A 19,045-nucleotide genomic window follows, 5' to 3' on the forward strand; every position below is an offset into this window, starting at 1 on the left:
AAGAAACTTCGAATAATCTATTGAGAAGTAATTCTTGTAGTTGGTACTTCCAATCAATTATTTGTTAGTACTTTTATTGTCTGAGCGAAAGCGAGTAGGAATTGGCGTTCTTTCGAGTACTCACGAGAAAAACGCAAGTTATACTCTTATTTTGTTTTTAAGGGTAATAGTGAGGAAGCAAAGCGACGAGCTATTACCCTTGAATAACATAATATGACGTATGGAATATTATGTTATTCATCTTTCCAACAAATGGATAAGATTATTATATTAAGTCGGAAAGATGCCCTTTTACACCCCTAAAACGGGAAAAAATGGCTGTTTTTGGTCATTATTTGTACTAAAAATGGCTATTTTTACTACCATCTTTCCAACAAAGAAATTCCCCCATCAAACTGTCGGAAAGATGGTTATAAGCCGTTAATGTAGCTTTTGATAGTACCTAAACTTGTTCCATCGTTTAGCATTTGACGTAATTTGACCTTTTCCCATTTGTTTAGCTGTCGTGCATCACCATCAAGAACATACTTAATCATAACACCATGATTATATGCCTCTAAAAGCTCCTGTGCGGCCTGTGTAGCAATTCTTTTATATTGGTATATCTGAGTCTTCTTTAGTGGCTGTTTCATCACATCGCCGCTCTGACGGCGTGTATTGATGTTATGCTCTACTTCCGCATAACCTAATATTGGACATTGAATAATCAGATTTAGTATTTCTTTACGACCTACTTTAGTTCTACTTGTTGAACCTTCAAATTCTTTTTGTATTGCCCCATCTATGATTGCTATTGCTTCATTGGTGAATTGGTTGATGTACTTGTAACCTTTCAAAATTGAACTTAGATCTGCGTTATCATAAAACTGTTTCTTTCCTGCCATGATAAATATCCTTATAGTATGTTGTGATATTGTAATTAACTGCCCTTAGTATTCCTGTACTAAGGGCTTTTTGTTTATAAGTAAGGTTTTAATGCTTCTACAAGGCGTTTATAAGCGTATTGATTTTTAATACTACTATATCGCTGTAAAAGCACCTGCAAACGTTCCCTACGTAGTTCTAGGTAGTATTGGTGTGCACCCGCTGCGGTATCACTAGATCCTCGCTGTACGGTCTTACCGTCGATACGCATTTGACCATAAAACTTATTATCTCTGTCATCAAAGTACACACCCTTATAGCCGTGAATAGATGAAGAACTACGGAATAGAGCATTTATTTCATGTGGAACCATCAAACATGTAGAAGATGAATAACACTTATTAGTTCCGCTTAGTATATCCTTGTCAATTTCCCATCCTTCAACATAGTTTTGTTCCATCCACTCTTTGAATGGTTCGAAAGATACCCAATCGCCAATAGTGGTATGTTTATATGCTTCATTATTTTTTACACGAGCCACTATATTGTTATAACGTTGTTTTAGTTGTTTATTGTCCATAATCAAATCCTTTTGAACATGTACTAACGATCCATGTTAGTACGGTAATAATACTTTTTACGATAGTATCAAACGTTACTTATTGTTTAGAATAATAAAACTGTTTAGTACATATTGTATTGCTTGATTCATATTCTTCACCTTACCTTTGTCTACTAACTTCTGTAGATATTCTTCCTGTAGTGGAGTAATTCGTACTCCGATAGCTCTTGTTGTTTCCTTTGCCATGTATTTCCTTTTGTGCACGATTTTTCATAAATTTAAAGTGAGAATAACCCCATGTTATTCATGGGGCTATAATATTTTAGGATGAGATATTATAATTTTCTACACTCTTTTTTATCAGAATGATTTAAAAGAGTGTTCAAATGGATGGGCTTCTTCACTTCACACTAATATTATATCACTTTTTTCTATTCCATCCCAAAAATTGGCTTGCTATTTTGTAACATGCTAATTTTCAAAGATATTTATTACTTCACAGATAAGACACATTGCGAGCCAGATCATGAAGCCAATATAAAGTGCTTCAATCAATCCAGTAATCATTACCAACCAACCAAGTAGTAGTATTAGAGTTGTTTTAATCCAGTTCATTTAGTTCTCCTTTTCATACTTTATTTATTAGAAAAGGAGAACAGTGTAATAATATTATCCTTTGTACACTCACACATACAAAAGCTCCGTAGAATCGCTCCTACGATGCCAAAATACACTTTCAAACGAGAAATCTAACTTAGTATTTTACTATTACCGATTTGGCCAGAATAGTGATCCGTTGATTTCTGGATAACCAACCTGAGATAACATAGATACTGATGAATCATATAAGTTATGATAACTTTTCCTTAAATCCACTAAGTATTGATTAGTTTTTTCTCTGATTTCATCGGTAACTACAACAGCATTACTATCCTGATCATCATTTACTAGTTCAATATCAAACTCCCAATGAGGTTTTCTGTTTACACCACCAAATACTAATACTTCATCAATGCCATAACACTTGATACGAATGGTAATACATGAATCAGTTTTATCCACTATTACATATTCAATTATTGAAGATATGATCTTTCTAATTTTATTTCTATCTTCATCTTCCAAATCGGTAAACACTGCATACTGAATTAATATTAAAAACTCGGTCATTTCTATTTCAAATGATCCCTTACTCTTTAATGATACTGATCTTTCCTTTAAGTTAACTACGTTTATTAGTAATTGTTCACGTTCTGTATTTAACACTTGAATCTTTGTTGCCAAGCTCAACAACGTTTGGTGCAACTGAAATTGCAGCAGCTAAATTTGATATTTTGGAATCCAAATCAGCGATTATTGATTGTTTTGCATTTATCTCTTCATCAATCAATGTAGTATCACTACCATTTTTCCAACTGTTGTTTAGATAACCCATCAGTAAAGCAATCATTGTGCAGTGTTCTACCAAAGAGGCAATAATCGACCAACCAGAACAACTTTTCTGTTTATGTGTACCATTCGTACATATGTAACGTGGTGTTTTTTTATTAATAAAAGAATGCATAGTACCACCACATTTACTACAACGTAGTAGTGATAACCCTGATAACAGTTTAATTTTATCTTTTGATTCTTTCTTGGATTTAAAATTATTCTGCTCTTTCTTTTCAGCCAGTACTAAATATTCCGTTTCATCTTTGCATAACAACGGATAATAGTTTTTCAATTTATAGATTTGACCACCTACTTTCATTGTACGCTCACCGATCAATGCACGGTTATTACGCATCTTTTGTAATACCTGATAATCCCATTCTTTACCCTTCAATCCATTTGGGTATTTTTCATCTAAAGCCCGTTTAACACTATAGACCCCATGACCATCTAGGAACATATCAATAGCTTCTCTAGCAATATTCCAATAGATAGGATGCTTTTTAACTGCTTCGTACTGTGAACCAGAATCATCTATCCAAAACGGATGACGACCCACGGATTTAATGTTTACTGGCAAGCCTTGATTATGTCGTTCTACTAAAGCAACAACATTTCCTATAGTTCTTTTAGATTTCGTTTCTGATTCCTCATTCCCACGGATAAACAGTAGGATTGACAACATCAAGTCTGTAGGATTTTGCCGTATCGATGCCTTGTTATAAACCTTCTTGTCCATTCCTGTGACTATTGTTAGTCCCAGCCTAATCATCTCAAGAAAAAGACTTAACGCTTCATCCACCTGATCACGAGATAGACGGTCAAGGTTTTCGCAATAAAGCCATGAGTCAGAAGGTATAGCATTACTCTTTACAGCATCTATAAAGTCTCCCAGCTTTCCCGAGCGGTTTTTCCCACGAAACGCACTTACACCTGGCTCAATGATTTCTACCATCTCCAGCCCCTTCTCTTCAGCATACGTCCTCGCTGACTGGCGGTCTTTTGTCGTTCCCTTGTCTTGTCGGTCACTTGACCAACGGATGTAGCTGTAAAGTTTAGGCATGATGTATAATCCGAGTTTTCCCGAGCAATGTATTGTACAAAATAATGTCTAAGATTGGATTTATATCATTAGGGTGCCCGAAAAACCTCGTCGATTCTGAACGCATCCTGACCGAACTTCGTACCGAAGGCTATGACGTTGTGCCAAGCTACGACGACGCGGATATGGTTATCGTTAACACCTGTGGCTTTATCGACAGCGCGGTTCAGGAGTCGCTGGAAGCAATCGGCGAAGCACTGAACGAAAACGGCAAGGTGATCGTCACCGGCTGTCTGGGCGCGAAAGTCGATCAGATCCGTGAAGTCCACCCGAAGGTGCTGGAAATCACCGGGCCGCATAGCTACGAACAGGTTCTGGAGCACGTTCACCACTATGTGCCCAAACCAAAGCACAACCCGTTCCTGAGCCTGGTTCCTGAACAGGGCGTCAAGCTCACTCCGCGTCATTATGCCTATCTGAAAATTTCTGAAGGCTGCAACCACCGCTGCACGTTCTGCATTATTCCGTCGATGCGTGGCGATCTGGTGAGCCGTCCGATTGGCGACGTCCTCAGCGAAGCCAAACGTCTGGTGGATGCGGGCGTGAAAGAGATACTGGTCATTTCTCAGGATACCTCCGCGTACGGCGTGGATGTGAAGCATCGCACCGGTTTCCATAACGGCGAGCCGGTCAAAACCAGCATGGTTGATCTGTGCGAGCAGTTATCAAAACTGGGGATCTGGACTCGTCTGCATTACGTCTACCCCTACCCGCATGTTGATGACGTGATCCCACTGATGGCGGAAGGGAAAATCCTGCCGTATCTGGACATCCCGCTGCAACATGCCAGCCCGCGTATTCTTAAGCTGATGAAACGCCCAGGCTCCGTGGACAGACAACTGGCACGCATCAAGCAGTGGCGTGAAATCTGCCCTGAACTGACGCTGCGCTCAACCTTCATTGTCGGTTTCCCGGGTGAAACGGAAGAAGACTTCCAGATGCTGCTCGACTTCCTGAAGGAAGCGCGTCTGGACCGCGTGGGCTGCTTTAAATACAGCCCGGTAGAAGGCGCTGGCGCCAATGACCTGCCGGACCAAATCCCGGAAGAGGTGAAAGAGGAACGCTGGAACCGCTTTATGCAATTGCAACAGCAAATCTCTGCTGAACGTTTGCAGGAGAAAGTGGGCCGCGAAATTCTGGTTATCGTTGATGAAGTTGACGAAGAAGGCGCGATTGGCCGCAGCATGGCTGACGCCCCGGAAATCGACGGCGCGGTATACCTGAATGGCGAAACTAAGGTGAAACCTGGCGATATCATCCGCGTGAAGGTCGAAAACGCTGATGAATACGATCTGTGGGGCACCCGCGTTTAAATAAGCGCAACCCAACTGTAGGCCGGATAAGCGTTACGTCTTATCCGGCCTGTGATTTATCCTTTAATTTTCGGGTCCAGCGCGTCGCGCAGACCATCTCCGAGTAAGTTAAACGCCAGCACCGTCAGGAATATCGCCACCGCCGGGAAAATCGCCACGTGCGGCGCGATCACCATATCAGCGCGGGCTTCATTGAGCATTGCCCCCCACTCCGGGGTCGGCGGCTGCGCACCCAATCCCAGAAATGACAGGCTCGCGGCAGAGATAATTGACGTGCCAATTCGCATGGTAAAAAAGACCACGATCGATGAAACCGTACCCGGCAAGATATGGTTGAAGATGATGGTCGCATCGCTGGCGCCGATACTGCGCGCGGATTCAATAAAGGTCTGCTGCTTTAGCACCAGCGTATTTGCGCGCACCAGCCGCGCGAAGGCCGGAATGGAGAAAATGGCCACGGCAATAATCACGTTTGCAATGCCGCTGCCCAGCACGGCGACCACGGCTATCGCCAGCAAAATACCCGGAAAGGCGAACAGCACATCGCAGATACGCATAATCAGTCGATCCCACCAGCCTTCGAAGTATCCCGCCAGCAGACCCAGCACAGTGCCAATCGCTGCGCCAATAAATACGGCAAAGACCCCCGCCGCCAGCGAGATTTGCGCCCCCACCAGCACGCGGCTAAAAATATCCCGCCCCAGCGAGTCAACGCCGAACCAGTGCAGTATCGACGGTCCGTCATTCAGACGGTCATAATCGAAGTAATTCTCGGCATCAAATGGCGTTAACCAGCGAGCAAAAATCGCCACCATTATCAGCAGCACGACAAATAACCCCGCTAACATCGCCATGCGCTGGCGACGGAAACGACGCCAGAATTCATGCCACGGCGTGCGTATCTGCTCAGGCTTAACAAGGGGCATCGCATTTAAAATCGCCTGTCGGCGCCAGTTAAAAAATCGCATCCTTACTTGTACCTGATAGCCGGATTAATGGCGGCATAGAGCACATCCACCACTAAGTTAATAAGAATAAACTCCAGAGAAAACAACAGCACCTCGGCCTGAATCACCGGGTAGTCGCGCATTTCGACTGAGTCCACCAACAGCCGCCCAAGCCCTGGCCAGTTAAACACCTTCTCAACGACAATTGAGCCGCCAAGCAAAAAGCCAAACTGTAGCCCCATCATGGTGACCACCGGGATCATCGCATTACGCAAACCATGTTTTAACACCACCCAGGTTTCACTCACCCCTTTGGCCCGCGCGGTACGCATATAGTCTTCACTGAGCACATCGACAAACGAAGCGCGGGTAAACCGGGCTAACACCGCAGCCACCGCCGCACCCAGGGTAATAGACGGGAGGATATAGTGCCGCCAGGTATCAGCGCCAACGGTGGGCAACCAGCCAAGCTCAACGGAGAATATCTGCATGAGCAGCATGCCGAGCGCAAACGGCGGGAAAGAGATCCCGGTGACGGCGAGCGTCATACTCAATCTGTCCGGCCAACGATTGCGCCATACAGCAGCAATAATCCCTGCCGTCATGCCGAATAACACCGCCCACGCCATGCTGGCAATGGTCAGCCATAGCGATGGCATAAAACGACTGGCTATCTCTTCGGAGACCGGGCGACGAGAAACCATTGAGGTTCCAAAATCGCCTTGCAACACGTTAGTAATGTAATGCCAGAACTGAATATGCAGCGGCTGGTCCAGACCCAACTGCTGACGCACCAGTTCGATAACCTCAGCGTCAGCCTCCGGTCCGGCAATCAGCCGGGCCGGATCGCCGGGTAGCAGGTGAACAAATAAAAATACCAGCACCGCTACAATCAACAGAGTTGGAATCAACCCCAGCAGGCGCTTGAAAACATAGTTAAGCATCACACTCCCTTCGCCGGCCCCTGCGTGGCGGGGCCGGATGAATAGCTTATTTTAAATCCGCATCATCAAAGCTAAATCCGGTATCCGGCATGATCCAGAACCCGGTCAATCTGGTGTTGTGCGCCGAAATCAGTTGTTCCACTACCAGTGGGATCCACGGCGACTCTTTCCAGATAATATCCTGCGCATCCTTGTACAGCTTCGCTTTCTGGGCCGGATCGTTGGTTTGCAACGCTGCTGCTAAATCACTGTCCACCTGCTTATTGCTGTAGAACGCCGTATTAAACAGCGTTGGCGGCCAGTTTTGAGATGCAAACAGCGGTGACAGCGCCCAGTCTGCTTCACCCGTAGAGGCAGACCAGCCGGTGTAGAACATGCGTACCCCGCTCTCTTTCTGCGCTTTACCTTCGACTTGCGCCGCGCGCTGACCGGCATCCATCGCCGTCACCTGAGCCTTAACGCCCACCTGCGCCAGTTGCTGCTGGGTAAATTGCAGCACTTTCTGCGCGGTACTATGGTTATGAGAAGACCATAGCGTGGTGGTAAAACCGTTCGGATAACCCGCTTCTTTCAGCAGTTCGCGCGCTTTTGCCGGGTCGTATGGCCATGGCGTATAGCTTTGCGCATAAGCGATCGACGGAGGGAGAACGCCGGTTGCTGGCGTCGCGTAACCGGCAAACGCCACTTTCACCAGCGCCTGACGGTTAATGGCATAATTCAGCGCTTCACGCACCTTCGGGTTATCGAACGGTTTTTGCGTGACATTCATGCTGATGTAACGCTGCATAATAGACGGACTGGCCACCAGTTCCAGGTTTTTATTCTTCGCCAGTAGCGCCGCCTGCTCGTAAGGGATCGGGAAGGCAAACTGCGCTTCCCCGGTCTGCAGCATTGCCGCACGCGTGTTGTTGTCGGTCACCGGACGCCAGGTAATCGTATCCAGCTTTGGCAGCCCTTGCTGCCAGTAACCCGCGAACTTCTTAACCTTTACAAAATCCGTCTGATTCCAGGTCTCAAGCTGATACGGCCCGGTCCCCACGGGATGAAAACCGATCTCCTTGCCGTATTTCTCCAGCGCGGCGGGAGAGATCATCGCCGTAGCCGGGTGCGCCAGAATATTGATAAATGCAGAGAACGGCTGCTTCAGCGTTATCTTCACCGTCGACGGATCGACGACCTCGGTTTTATCGATATTCTTATACAGGTTGTAGCGTTTCAGATGGTTTTCCGGGTTGCTGGCCCGGTCGAGGTTAGCTTTAACCGCATCGGCGTTGAAGTCGGTGCCGTCCTGAAACTTCACGCCCTGTCGCAGCTTAAGGGTATAAGTCAGGCCATCATCAGAAACCGTATAACTCTCCGCCAGCACATTTTTCAGCTTCATCTCTTTATCAAGGCCAAACAGCCCCTGGTAAAACGACTTCGCTACCGCCTGCGACAACGTGTCGTTTGCGTCGTAGGGATCGAGGGTGGTGAAATTGGATCCTACCGCCACTACTACATCTTTGGCGGCCCAGCCAGGTGTGGCGGCCAGCGCAGAGGCCACTCCCACAGCAACCAGCCATTTTCGAGCAACAATTTTTGTCATGTTATTCTCCTTAAACCCTGCCTGCCTGTTATAAACGCGAAAGCGCATTTTCTGGTTGCGGACGCGCAACATAATGCCCCGGGCCAACTTGCTGGAGTGAAACGGGGGAAATCTCTTCACCGCGTTTGCGGATATTACTGGGGATATCATCCGACAACAGCACGCGCTGGGGCCGGTGATGTGAGGGATCGGCGACCGGGACTGCCGCCATCAGTTTGCGAGTGTACGGATGCTGCGGATTTTCAAACACCGCGCGTCGGGTGCCGATCTCGACGATTTGCCCAAGGTACATCACCGCCACCCGATGACTGATCCGCTCCACCACCGCCATATCGTGGGAAATAAACAGGTACGCAATCCCCATTTCTCGTTGGAGGTCGAGCAACAGGTTGATAATTTGCCCGCGAATTGAGACATCCAGCGCCGAGACTGACTCATCGGCAATAATCACCTTGGGATTGAGCGCCAGCGCCCGGGCAATACAGATACGCTGACGCTGACCACCGGAAAACTCATGCGGATAGCGCCAGGCATGCTCAGGGAGCAATCCTACGCGTTCCAGCAGCCATGCAACCCGTTTTGCCGCCGCATCGCCTTGCAGTAGCCCATGCACCCGCAGCGGTTCTAAAATGGAATATCCCACGGTTTGACGCGGATCGAGCGAAGCATAGGGGTCCTGGAAGATAAATTGAATATCCCGACGCAGCGGCTGTAGCTTACTGGCGGCCAGGGTATCGATACGCTGTCCGTTGAAAACAATCTCCCCGCGTTGAGACTCTACCAGACGTAGCAGCGCCCGACCGGTGGTGGATTTCCCGCAGCCTGACTCCCCCACCAGCGAGAGCGTCTCTCCGGGCCACAGGTCAAAGCTAACGTTTTCCACCGCATGCACCTCGCGGGTCACCCGATTAAGAATGCCGCTGCGCAGCGGAAAACGCGTCACCAGATTACGTACCTGCAAAATAGGCTCGCCTTCAACCACGGTATCCTGTTCAGTCTGTGGTTCTACATGGCTGGGATCGTGTAACGAAATGAGTGGAAACCGGCGCGGATACGCTTGTCCGGTCATCGCCCCAAGCTGCGGCACGGCTGCCAGCAGCGCTTTGGTGTAAGGATGCTGGGGAGCGTGAAAAATCTGCTCAACGCTGCCGGTTTCTACCGCCTCGCCCTTATACATCACCAGCACGCGATCGGCAATATCCGCCACGACGCCCATATCGTGGGTAATAAAGATCACTCCCATCGACATATCCTGCTGCAGCACTTTTATCAGTTGCAGGATCTGTGCCTGAATAGTGACATCCAGCGCGGTAGTCGGCTCATCGGCAATTAAAACCGCAGGGCGACACGATAGCGCCATGGCGATCATTACCCGCTGGCGCATGCCGCCAGAAAGCTGGTGCGGATAGCGCGATAAAATAGCCTTCGCCTCAGGAATACGCACCTGGTCGAGCATCCGTTTCGCTTCCACCATCGCCTCTTCGTGGCTGGCCCCCTGATGCAAACGGATTGACTCGGCAATCTGCTCACCCACGGTAAATACCGGATTAAGCGATGTCATGGGCTCCTGGAAGATCATGGCGATATCCGCGCCACGCACGTGACGCATCCGCGACGCGCTCTGTTCACCCAGCTCAATAACCTGTCGGTTACGGCGTCGAAGGAGCATTTCATCGCAGCTCACCTCGCCGCCTGACTGTTCAATCAAACGCATCAGCGACAAGGCTGTTACCGACTTTCCTGAACCGGATTCGCCCACTATCGCCAGCGTTTCACCACGCTTCAGGCGAAATGACAGATTACGCACCGCACTGATGCGCTGTTGCTCCTGTTCAAAGGCAATGTTCAGGTTGCTGACTGCCAGCACGTCGCAGGCGTCAAGCTCATCACTGTGTGGCAACGGTATCTCCTTTTTCCCGATAAATACCGGTGGTTGGCGTATCGCCTGCATATCCCCAGGCACGGTACATGCCTTCGCTGTTAAAGGGCAGGGCGACGTTGCCCTCGTGATCGACGGCAATTAAACCGCCGCTACCGCCGAGCGCCGGTAATTTTTCCATTACTACACGTTCGCACGCTTCCGATAAACTCAGGCCGCCATAGTCCATCAACGCCGCAATGTCATAGGCCGCCAGCGCACGAATAAAGACTTCACCGGTTCCGGTGCAGGAAACGGCCACACTTGCGTTATTGGCATAACAGCCTGCGCCGACCAGCGGACTGTCACCTACCCGACCCGGTAATTTATTGGTCATTCCGCCGGTCGATGTTGCCGCCGCCAGATTGCCAAACATATCCAGCGCGACCGCACCCACGGTACCCATTTTGTTGTTTTCATCCAGCGGGGTCGCGCTATGATCCAGCACCGTTTCCCCCGCCGATTGCGCTGCCAGCAGTTGAGCGTAGCGTTCTGGCGTCGAGAAAATATCCGCCGAAACGCGCTCCATACCCTGCGCAATGGCAAAGTTTTCAGCCCCTTCACCTATCATCATGACGTGGGGGCTGTGTTCCATCACCAGGCGTGCCGCGAGAATCGGGTTGCGCAGATGGCTAACCCCGGCGACGGCTCCCGCGTTTAGCGTATTACCGTCCATCACACAGGCGTCCAGTTCATGGGTTTCATCACGGGTATACACCGCGCCAATTCCGGCATTAAACAACGGACACTCTTCCAACAAACGCACGGCTTCGGTGACCACATCCAGTGCGCTACGACCGTCTTCAAGCATCCGCTGGCCGGTTTCAACGATATCCGACAGCGCCTGTATATAACGCAATTCTTGCTCCTGGCTCAGTAGAGCGCGGGTGATAGCCCCTGCGCCGCCGTGAATTGCAATGACTGCTTTACCCATTTTATTCGTCCATTAGGTGGCGGGTACCGGGGGGTTATAAATATCAGAATTTCGGTGACTTATTGATTCGATTTTTGAATATAGAAAGATGCAGACGTCATGTAAAGGTAAAGGCCCGCACCTCACACCCCGTCTCATCAGGTCATTCAGATGTGTTTAACGGAAAGGAGATCTCACGACGTTGTTGATAAATTATTCAAGCCGATCGGTAATCTGTTTTTTTGCATAAAACACAAAGCGTTCTACAGACGGCATACACGCTGCCCAGTTATGTTTGGTTAACCCCAGATATTCCGCACGCGCCGCTTGCAGCAAATCAGCATGCTCAGCGGGTAATTGCGGCAGAAGCCAGGATGCGGCCTCATCTTTAGCGACAATATTACCCGTAACCACGCTATACCAGATACGTGCCAGAGCAAGGATGATATTACGCTCGTCCCCCTCTAAATCAGCCGGTTTCTGCCACATCTCAAGGATATGCCGAAATGTTTGCAATACATCGCTAAACGGAATGACGTTAAATAACGTCTCAGCCGGTTCACCGAACAGCGGTACGCTGGCGCGCCGGGCCTGGGTCAGCAGAATAGAAAGATCAGCATCCACCATTGCCGGTTCAAACACGCCAGCACGAATATCATCACGCAACCATTCGCCAAACTGCATTTCTCTCGCCGGTGGGAATCGCCACGGCACGATCTGCGAGTGCAGAACCACGGTCACTTCCAGCGCACGATATGGCCCGGAGGTGCCGGGAGGCGCTGAAATGGTCAGCAAATCCTGCATCAGTTTCTTTCTTTGTCGGGCATTTATTGGTTCACGCAAGGTGACCAATAAATCAATGTCGCTTTGGGGTTTTAAGCCGCCTTCAACCGCAGAGCCATACAAATGAAGGGCAATGAGATTCCCCTCGAAAATCTGGTGGATGCACGCACTGGCGGCCTCCACCTGTCGTCGAATTGCGTCTGGAATAATATTAGCCATTTAGCCCCCACGGAAAAATGAGCGGAAATATTGAGTCTATACTGCATTCTTCTTGCAGCGCTATCCCTGGCACAAAACCTTTACCAGATCTGATTCTAAGCCTGAGGTAGCATACTGCCCGCGTCCATTTTCTGACATAATGAGCAGATTCGATTTTGCCCCGCAGGAGTCTTCTCATGGAATTTACCGCCGGAATGATGCCGCTTGAAACGGCTCTCTCTCAGATGCTTTCGCGTATTACCCCGCTCACCGCCGTCGAAACGCTGCCGCTGGTTCAATGCTTTGGCCGCATTCTGGCCACCGACGTTGTCTCCCCCATTGATGTACCGGGATTCGATAACTCAGCAATGGATGGCTATGCGGTACGATTAGCCGATTTACAATCTGATCAGCCGCTTGCGGTGGCGGGTAAAGCCTTTGCCGGTCAGCCTTTCCATGGCGAGTGGCCTGCGGGAACCTGCATCCGTATTATGACCGGCGCCCCGGTGCCTGCTGGTTGTGAAGCAGTGGTGATGCAGGAGCAAACGGAACAAACTGACGACGGGGTGCGTTTTACCGCCGAAGTCCGCCGCGGGCAAAATATTCGTCTGCGCGGTGAAGATATTGCAAACGGCGCGGTGGTGTTTCCCGCCGGGACTCGCCTGACAACCGGCGAGCTTCCCGTTCTGGCTTCGCTCGGTGTTGCCGATGCTCCCGTTGTGCGCAAAGTCCGCGTGGCGCTGTTCTCCACCGGTGATGAACTGCAGTTACCAGGTCAGCCGCTGGGAGACGGGCAGATTTATGACACTAACCGTCTGACCGTTCACCTGATGCTGCAACAGTTGGGCTGCGAAGTGATCAACCTGGGGATTATTCGCGACGATCCCAACGCGCTGCGTGCCGCGTTTATCGAAGCCGACAGCCAGGCCGATGTCGTCATCAGCTCCGGCGGCGTTTCAGTAGGCGAAGCGGATTACACTAAAACTATTCTGGAAGAGCTGGGAGAAATTGCCTTCTGGAAGCTGGCCATCAAACCGGGCAAACCGTTCGCGTTTGGCAAACTGAGCAACAGCTGGTTTTGCGGTCTGCCGGGTAATCCAGTGTCTGCGGCCCTCACCTTTTATCAACTGGTACAACCGCTCCTGGCGAAACTCAGCGGCAACACCGCCTGTGGACTGCCGCCTCGCCAGCGTGTGCGCACCGCCTCACGCCTGAAGAAAACACCTGGCCGTCTGGATTTTCAGCGCGGCGTATTGCAGCGTACCGCTGAAGGCGAACTGGAAGTCACCACTACCGGGCACCAGGGCTCGCATATTTTTAGCTCTTTTAGCCAGGGTAACTGTTTTATCGTGCTGGAGCGCGATCGCGGTAACGTCGAAGCCGGCGAATGGGTTGAGGTCGAGCCGTTTAACGCACTGTTTGGAGGCCTGTAATGGCAGAACTCAGCGACCAGGAGATGATGCGCTATAACCGGCAAATCATTCTGCGCGGCTTCGATTTCGAAGGTCAGGAAGCGCTCAAGGAGGCGCGGGTACTGGTCGTTGGTGTGGGGGGACTGGGATGCGCAGCAACTCAGTACCTTGCAGGCGCTGGCGTCGGGCATTTAACCTTGCTCGACTTTGACACGGTCTCCGTGTCGAACCTCCAGCGCCAGACGCTGCACAGCGATGCGACCGTTGGACAGCCAAAAGTGCTATCCGCCCGCGACGCACTGGCGCGGATTAACCCTTATATCGCCATTACGCCGGTGAATGCCCTGCTGGACGAGAGCGAGATTCACACGCTTATTACTGAACACGATTTGGTGCTGGACTGTACGGATAATGTCAGCATCCGCAATCAGTTGAATGCCGGATGCTTCGCCGCCAGGATTCCGCTGGTTTCCGGTGCGGCAATTCGCATGGAAGGACAAATTACCGTATTTACCTACCAGGAAGGAGAGCCCTGCTACCGTTGCCTGAGCCGTCTGTTCGGTGAAAACGCCCTGACCTGCGTAGAGGCCGGAGTGATGGCCCCGCTGATCGGCGTGATCGGCTCGTTACAGGCGATGGAAGCCATTAAGCTGCTGGCTAACTACGGTAAACCGGCGTCAGGAAAAATCGTCATGTACGACGCCATGACCTGCCAGTTTCGCGAAATGAAGCTGATGCGCAATCCCACCTGTGAGGTCTGCGGGAGTTAGCAGAGAAATCGTCGGCACCACACAGCGATGCTAACGCCGCCAATCAGGCCTACAACAGCGCATTGTGTAGGCCGGATAAGGTGTCAGCCGCCATCCGGCTAAACAGACTTACAGAGAAGTGCGTCCAAATGCGCTCTGCCAGTCGTGCTCGAACTTCGCTACGGCAGCATCAACGGCCGGAGAGCTAATCATCTGCTGAGCGACATCCAGCGGCAGCGTGATGGACTCGCAACCTGCCAGCAGGCAATCCAGCGCCTGACGCGGCGTTTTAAAACTGGCGGCCAGTACTTTGGCGTGCGGGGCATGCATTTTCAGTAAGGTCTGCAGATCGGTCACCGTCTGAATGCCGTCCCCCCCCTGCGCATCCACACGGTTAACGTATGGCGCAACGTATTCGGCCCCCGCAAGCGCAGCTAATAGCCCTTGAGCAGCGCCGTATACCGCGGTACCCAACGTCGGGATCCCTTCTTCTTTCAGCAATTTAATGGCCGTCAGACCTTCTGCCGTGACCGGCACTTTGACCACGATATCCGCAATGATTGCCCGCAGCTTACGCGCATCGCTGACCATGCCTTCGGCGGTGGTCGCCATTACCTGAGCAAACAGGCGTCCTTGCCCTCCCATCGCTTCCTGCAGTTGCGGCAGTAACACGTCCAGCGTCTGCTTACCTGCCGCCACAATGCTTGGGTTAGTGGTCACCCCTGCCAGCGGAAAAACCCGCGCCAGAGCTTTTACCGCGTCAACGTCAGACGTATCTAAATAGAGTTCCATAACCTTTCCTCAAACGAATAATTAGCATGAATAAAAGGTAGCACGGCGAAACCTCACGGTTAGTTGACGTACGTCAATATAACTTTCATTCGAAAGTAATTTAATCTTTATACGAAAGACGAGAGGCCGCTTATGATTTTCAATATCCAGCGCTATTCCACACATGATGGTCCCGGTATCCGTACTGTGGTGTTCCTTAAGGGATGCTCACTGGGCTGTCGGTGGTGCCAGAATCCGGAAAGCCGCGCCCGCACGCAGGATCTGCTCTATGACGCACGTTTGTGCCTCGACGGTTGCGATCTCTGTGCTCAGGCCGCACCGAAGGTGATTGAACGCGCGCTGAGCGGATTGCTGATTCATCGCGAAAAACTGACCGATGATGCGCTCACGGCGCTGACCCACTGCTGTCCAACCCAGGCGCTGACCGTCTGCGGAGAGGAAAAAAGCGTGGACGACATCATGGCGACCGTAGTGCGTGATAAACCGTTTTACGATCGCAGCGGCGGGGGTCTCACCCTGTCTGGCGGTGAACCCTTTATGCAGCCAGAACTGGCGGCAGCGCTGCTCAAAGCCAGCCACGATGCAGGTATTCATACAGCGGTTGAAACCTGTCTGCATGTCCCGTGGAAATATATTGAACCGTCATTACCTGACGTCGACCTGTTCCTGGCCGATTTAAAACATGTCGCCGACGCGCCGTTTAAACAGTGGACCGATGGCAGCGCCTCTCGCGTACTGGAAAATCTGAAAAAACTGGCCGCCGCCGGTAAAAGAATGGTTATCCGCGTCCCCCTGATTCAGGGGTTCAACGCTGACGAAGCCGCTATTCAGGCCATTACCGATTTTGCTGCCGACGAGCTTCACGTCGATGAGATCCATTTTTTGCCCTACCACACGCTGGGCATCAACAAATACCACTTACTCAGTCAACCCTACAACGCACCGGATAAACCGCTTGATGCGCCTGCGCTGCTCGAATTTGCCCAGCAGTACGCCAGCCTTAAAGGTTTAACCGCGACCCTACGAGGATAATCGCCATGACCACTCTGAAACTGGACACACTCAGCGACCGTATCAAAGCGCATAAAACGGCCCTGATCCACATCGTGAAGCCGCCGGTTTGTACCGAGCGCGCCCAGCACTATACCGAGATGTACCAACAGCATCTGGATAAACCTATTCCGGTTCGCCGCGCGCTGGCGCTGGCCCATCATCTGGCGGAACGCACCATCTGGATCAAGCATGACGAACTGATCATTGGTAACCAGGCAAGCGAAGTGCGTGCCGCGCCAATCTTCCCGGAATACACCGTGTCGTGGATTGAAAAAGAGATCGATGACCTCGCCGACAGGCCGGGCGCGGGCTTTGCGGTAAGCGAAGAGAACAAACGCGTATTGCACGAGGTGTGTCCATGGTGGCGTGGTCAGACCGTGCAGGATCGCTGCTACGGGATGTTTACTGACGAGCAGAAAGGGCTGCTGGAAACAGGCATTATCAAAGCCGAAGGTAACATGACCTCCGGTGACGCACACCTGGCGGTAAACTTCCCGCTGCTGTTGGAAAAGGGTCTTGACGGCCTGCGCCACAAAGTTGATGAACGTCGTTCCCGCATCAATCTGACATGTCTGGAAGACCTTCATGGCGATCAGTTTCTGAAAGCGATTGATATCGTGCTGGAGGCCGTCAGTCTGCACATTGAGCGCTTTGCCGCGCTGGCACGTAAAATGGCGGCCACGGAAACTCGCGCCAGTCGTCGTGATGAACTGCTGACCATGGCGGACAACTGCGATGTGATCGCCCATGAGCCGCCAAAAACGTTCTGGCAGGCGCTGCAGTTGTGCTATTTCATCCAGTTGATCCTGCAAATTGAATCGAATGGTCACTCGGTGTCGTTTGGTCGCATGGATCAGTACCTCTATCCGTTCTACCGTCGTGACGTAGAACTGAACCAGAGCCTCGATCGTGAGCACGCCATTGAGCTGCTGCACAGCTGCTGGCTGAAACTGTTGGAAGTGAACAAAATCCGCTCCGGCTCCCATTCGAAAGCCTCGGCGGGTAGCCCGCTGTATCAGAACGTGACCATTGGTGGCCAAAACCTGGTTAACGGTCAGGCAATGGATGCCGTCAATCCGCTCTCCTACGCCATTCTGGAATCCTGCGGCCGCCTGCGTTCTACTCAGCCAAACCTGAGCGTGCGTTATCATGCAGGGATGAGTAATGATTTCCTGGATGCCTGTGTACAGGTGATCCGCTGCGGCTTCGGGATGCCTGCCTTTAATAACGACGAAATCGTCATACCTGAATTCATTAAGCTTGGCATTGAACCGCAGGACGCCTATGACTATGCGGCCATTGGTTGCATCGAAACCGCCGTTGGCGGCAAATGGGGCTACCGCTGTACCGGTATGAGCTTTATTAACTTTGCCCGCGTGATGCTGGCAGCGCTGGAAGGTGGTCGCGATGCCACCAGCGGTAAAGTATTTCTGCCACAGGAAAAAGCGCTCTCGGCTGGTAACTTCAACAATTTCGACGAAGTGATGGATGCCTGGGATGCGCAGATTCGCTACTACACGCGTAAATCTATCGAAATTGAGTATGTTGTCGACACCATGCTGGAAGAGAACGTACACGATATTCTGTGCTCTGCGCTGGTAGATGACTGTATTGAACGCGCGAAAAGCATTAAGCAAGGCGGTGCGAAATACGACTGGGTATCGGGTTTGCAGGTGGGTATTGCCAACCTCGGCAACAGCCTGGCTGCGGTGAAGAAACTGGTCTTTGAACAAGGCGCTATCGGTCAGCAACAGCTGGCCGCCGCGCTGGCCGACGATTTTGACGGTCTGACCCACGAACAATTACGCCAGCGGCTGATCAACGGCGCACCGAAATACGGCAACGATGACGATAGCGTTGATACGCTGCTGGCTCGCGCTTATCAGACCTATATCAATGAGTTGAAACAGTATCATAATCCGCGTTACGGACGTGGCCCGGTTGGCGGCAATTACTACGCGGGTACCTCATCGATCTCCGCAAACGTACCGTTTGGCGCGGCAACAATGGCCACGCCGGATGGTCGTAAGGCGCATACTCCGCTGGCAGAAGGCGCAAGCCCGGCTTCCGGAACGGACCATCTCGGCCCAACAGCGGTAATTGGCTCGGTGGGTAAACTGCCGACCGGTTCAATCCTCGGCGGCGTGTTGTTAAACCAGAAGCTGAACCCGGCCACGCTGGAGAATGAATCCGATAAGCAAAAGCTGATGATCCTGCTGCGTACCTTCTTTGAGGAGCACAAAGGCTGGCATATTCAGTACAACATTGTCTCCCGTGAAACGCTGCTGGAAGCCAAAAAGCACCCGGATCAGTATCGTGACCTGGTGGTCCGTGTAGCAGGTTATTCTGCCTTCTTCACCGCGCTGTCTCCAGATGCGCAGGACGATATCATCGCACGTACTGAACATATGCTGTAATCCCCCTTACCCGGCGGCATTTCGCTTGCCGGGTATTCTTCTTTCGAATGAAATAAATT

Annotated in this window: 16 protein-coding genes; 5 read left to right on the top strand and 11 right to left on the bottom strand. The window is 50.9% G+C overall.

From position 1 onward, the window contains the following. Nucleotides 1-410: 410 nt before the first annotated feature. The 4 genes from HV311_RS16515 to HV311_RS16525 form a co-directional block, all read right to left on the bottom strand. A complete protein-coding gene (locus tag HV311_RS16515) occupies nt 411-884 on the bottom strand; it encodes a hypothetical protein (RefSeq protein ID WP_191220193.1) in 474 nt (157 codons plus the stop codon). A gap of 74 nt (nt 885-958) precedes the next feature. Beyond that, nucleotides 959-1,444, bottom strand: coding sequence for a hypothetical protein (locus HV311_RS16520; RefSeq protein ID WP_191220194.1), 486 nt, complete (start codon nt 1,442-1,444; stop codon nt 959-961). A 750-nt stretch (nt 1,445-2,194) separates the two neighbouring features. Beyond that, nucleotides 2,195-2,692: a hypothetical protein gene (locus tag HV311_RS28050; RefSeq protein WP_223952656.1), complete on the bottom strand. Its 498-nt coding sequence runs from the start codon at nt 2,690-2,692 to the stop codon at nt 2,195-2,197. Then, complete coding sequence (locus HV311_RS16525) at nt 2,673-3,923, bottom strand: recombinase family protein (RefSeq protein ID WP_326928869.1); 1,251 nt, start codon at nt 3,921-3,923, stop codon at nt 2,673-2,675. The genes HV311_RS28050 and HV311_RS16525 overlap by 20 nt, the downstream gene beginning before the upstream one ends. A 44-nt stretch (nt 3,924-3,967) precedes the next feature. On the opposite strand from HV311_RS16525, the gene rimO reads away from it, so the two are divergent. Further along, the gene (gene rimO, locus HV311_RS16530) at nt 3,968-5,275 is read left to right on the top strand and encodes a 30S ribosomal protein S12 methylthiotransferase RimO (RefSeq protein WP_047359420.1); all 1,308 of its coding nucleotides are present in this window, start codon (nt 3,968-3,970) and stop codon (nt 5,273-5,275) included. A gap of 56 nt (nt 5,276-5,331) precedes the next feature. Here the strand turns inward: rimO and gsiD are convergent, their stop codons facing one another. From gsiD to HV311_RS16560, 6 genes are all read right to left on the bottom strand, one after another. Continuing rightward, entirely contained in the window at nt 5,332-6,243 is a 912-nt protein-coding gene (gene gsiD, locus HV311_RS16535; RefSeq protein WP_191220195.1) for a glutathione ABC transporter permease GsiD, read from the bottom strand. Between the two features lie 2 nt (nt 6,244-6,245). After that, entirely contained in the window at nt 6,246-7,166 is a 921-nt protein-coding gene (gene gsiC, locus HV311_RS16540) for a glutathione ABC transporter permease GsiC (RefSeq protein ID WP_191220196.1), read from the bottom strand. Between the two features lie 46 nt (nt 7,167-7,212). Beyond that, a complete protein-coding gene (gene gsiB, locus HV311_RS16545) occupies nt 7,213-8,751 on the bottom strand; it encodes a glutathione ABC transporter substrate-binding protein GsiB (RefSeq protein ID WP_046274653.1) in 1,539 nt (512 codons plus the stop codon). Nucleotides 8,752-8,779: 28 nt separating this feature from the next. Beyond that, nucleotides 8,780-10,651, bottom strand: a complete 1,872-nt coding sequence (gene gsiA, locus HV311_RS16550) for a glutathione ABC transporter ATP-binding protein GsiA (RefSeq protein ID WP_191220197.1) — start codon at nt 10,649-10,651, stop codon at nt 8,780-8,782. Next, complete coding sequence (gene iaaA / locus HV311_RS16555; protein WP_016156081.1) at nt 10,638-11,603, bottom strand: beta-aspartyl-peptidase; 966 nt, start codon at nt 11,601-11,603, stop codon at nt 10,638-10,640. Before iaaA ends, gsiA begins: the two co-directional genes overlap by 14 nt. Nucleotides 11,604-11,795: 192 nt before the next feature. Next, complete coding sequence (locus HV311_RS16560) at nt 11,796-12,584, bottom strand: aminoglycoside adenylyltransferase family protein (protein ID WP_191220198.1); 789 nt, start codon at nt 12,582-12,584, stop codon at nt 11,796-11,798. A gap of 176 nt (nt 12,585-12,760) precedes the next feature. On the opposite strand from HV311_RS16560, the gene moeA reads away from it, so the two are divergent. Beyond that, a complete protein-coding gene (gene moeA / locus HV311_RS16565) occupies nt 12,761-13,996 on the top strand; it encodes a molybdopterin molybdotransferase MoeA (RefSeq protein ID WP_191220199.1) in 1,236 nt (411 codons plus the stop codon). Further along, nucleotides 13,996-14,745, top strand: a complete 750-nt coding sequence (gene moeB, locus HV311_RS16570; RefSeq protein WP_016152385.1) for a molybdopterin-synthase adenylyltransferase MoeB — start codon at nt 13,996-13,998, stop codon at nt 14,743-14,745. Before moeA ends, moeB begins: the two co-directional genes overlap by 1 nt. A 108-nt stretch (nt 14,746-14,853) precedes the next feature. On the opposite strand, the gene fsa is transcribed toward moeB, so the two are convergent. Next, nucleotides 14,854-15,516 (bottom strand): fructose-6-phosphate aldolase, encoded by a 663-nt coding sequence (gene fsa / locus HV311_RS16575; protein WP_019076360.1) that lies wholly within the window; start codon nt 15,514-15,516, stop codon nt 14,854-14,856. Between the two features lie 132 nt (nt 15,517-15,648). Here fsa and HV311_RS16580 point away from each other — a divergent pair, with 132 nt between their 5' ends. Together HV311_RS16580 and HV311_RS16585 are read left to right on the top strand one after the other, a co-directional pair. Then, on the top strand, nt 15,649-16,548 hold the full coding sequence (locus tag HV311_RS16580; RefSeq protein ID WP_131348157.1) for a glycyl-radical enzyme activating protein: 900 nt from the start codon (nt 15,649-15,651) through the stop codon (nt 16,546-16,548). A 5-nt stretch (nt 16,549-16,553) separates the two neighbouring features. After that, a complete protein-coding gene (locus tag HV311_RS16585) occupies nt 16,554-18,986 on the top strand; it encodes a glycyl radical protein (protein WP_049040697.1) in 2,433 nt (810 codons plus the stop codon). The last annotated feature ends 59 nt before the right edge of the window (nt 18,987-19,045 follow it).

The organism is Citrobacter sp. RHBSTW-00881 (assembly GCF_013728515.1).
Classification (GTDB): domain Bacteria; phylum Pseudomonadota; class Gammaproteobacteria; order Enterobacterales; family Enterobacteriaceae; genus Citrobacter; species Citrobacter braakii.

Bases quoted from the DNA above. Each gene is read 5' to 3' on its own strand.
- HV311_RS16515 (WP_191220193.1), bottom strand. From the start codon at position 884: ATGGCAGGAAAGAAACAGTTTTATGATAACGCAGATCTAAGTTCAATT.
- HV311_RS16520 (WP_191220194.1), bottom strand. From the start codon at position 1,444: ATGGACAATAAACAACTAAAACAACGTTATAACAATATAGTGGCTCGT.
- HV311_RS16525 (WP_326928869.1), bottom strand. From the start codon at position 3,923: ATGCCTAAACTTTACAGCTACATCCGTTGGTCAAGTGACCGACAAGAC.
- rimO (WP_047359420.1), top strand. From the start codon at position 3,968: ATGTCTAAGATTGGATTTATATCATTAGGGTGCCCGAAAAACCTCGTC.
- gsiD (WP_191220195.1), bottom strand. From the start codon at position 6,243: ATGCGATTTTTTAACTGGCGCCGACAGGCGATTTTAAATGCGATGCCC.
- gsiC (WP_191220196.1), bottom strand. From the start codon at position 7,166: ATGCTTAACTATGTTTTCAAGCGCCTGCTGGGGTTGATTCCAACTCTG.
- gsiB (WP_046274653.1), bottom strand. From the start codon at position 8,751: ATGACAAAAATTGTTGCTCGAAAATGGCTGGTTGCTGTGGGAGTGGCC.
- iaaA (WP_016156081.1), bottom strand. From the start codon at position 11,603: ATGGGTAAAGCAGTCATTGCAATTCACGGCGGCGCAGGGGCTATCACC.
- HV311_RS16560 (WP_191220198.1), bottom strand. From the start codon at position 12,584: ATGGCTAATATTATTCCAGACGCAATTCGACGACAGGTGGAGGCCGCC.
- moeA (WP_191220199.1), top strand. From the start codon at position 12,761: ATGGAATTTACCGCCGGAATGATGCCGCTTGAAACGGCTCTCTCTCAG.
- moeB (WP_016152385.1), top strand. From the start codon at position 13,996: ATGGCAGAACTCAGCGACCAGGAGATGATGCGCTATAACCGGCAAATC.
- fsa (WP_019076360.1), bottom strand. From the start codon at position 15,516: ATGGAACTCTATTTAGATACGTCTGACGTTGACGCGGTAAAAGCTCTG.
- HV311_RS16580 (WP_131348157.1), top strand. From the start codon at position 15,649: ATGATTTTCAATATCCAGCGCTATTCCACACATGATGGTCCCGGTATC.
- HV311_RS16585 (WP_049040697.1), top strand. From the start codon at position 16,554: ATGACCACTCTGAAACTGGACACACTCAGCGACCGTATCAAAGCGCAT.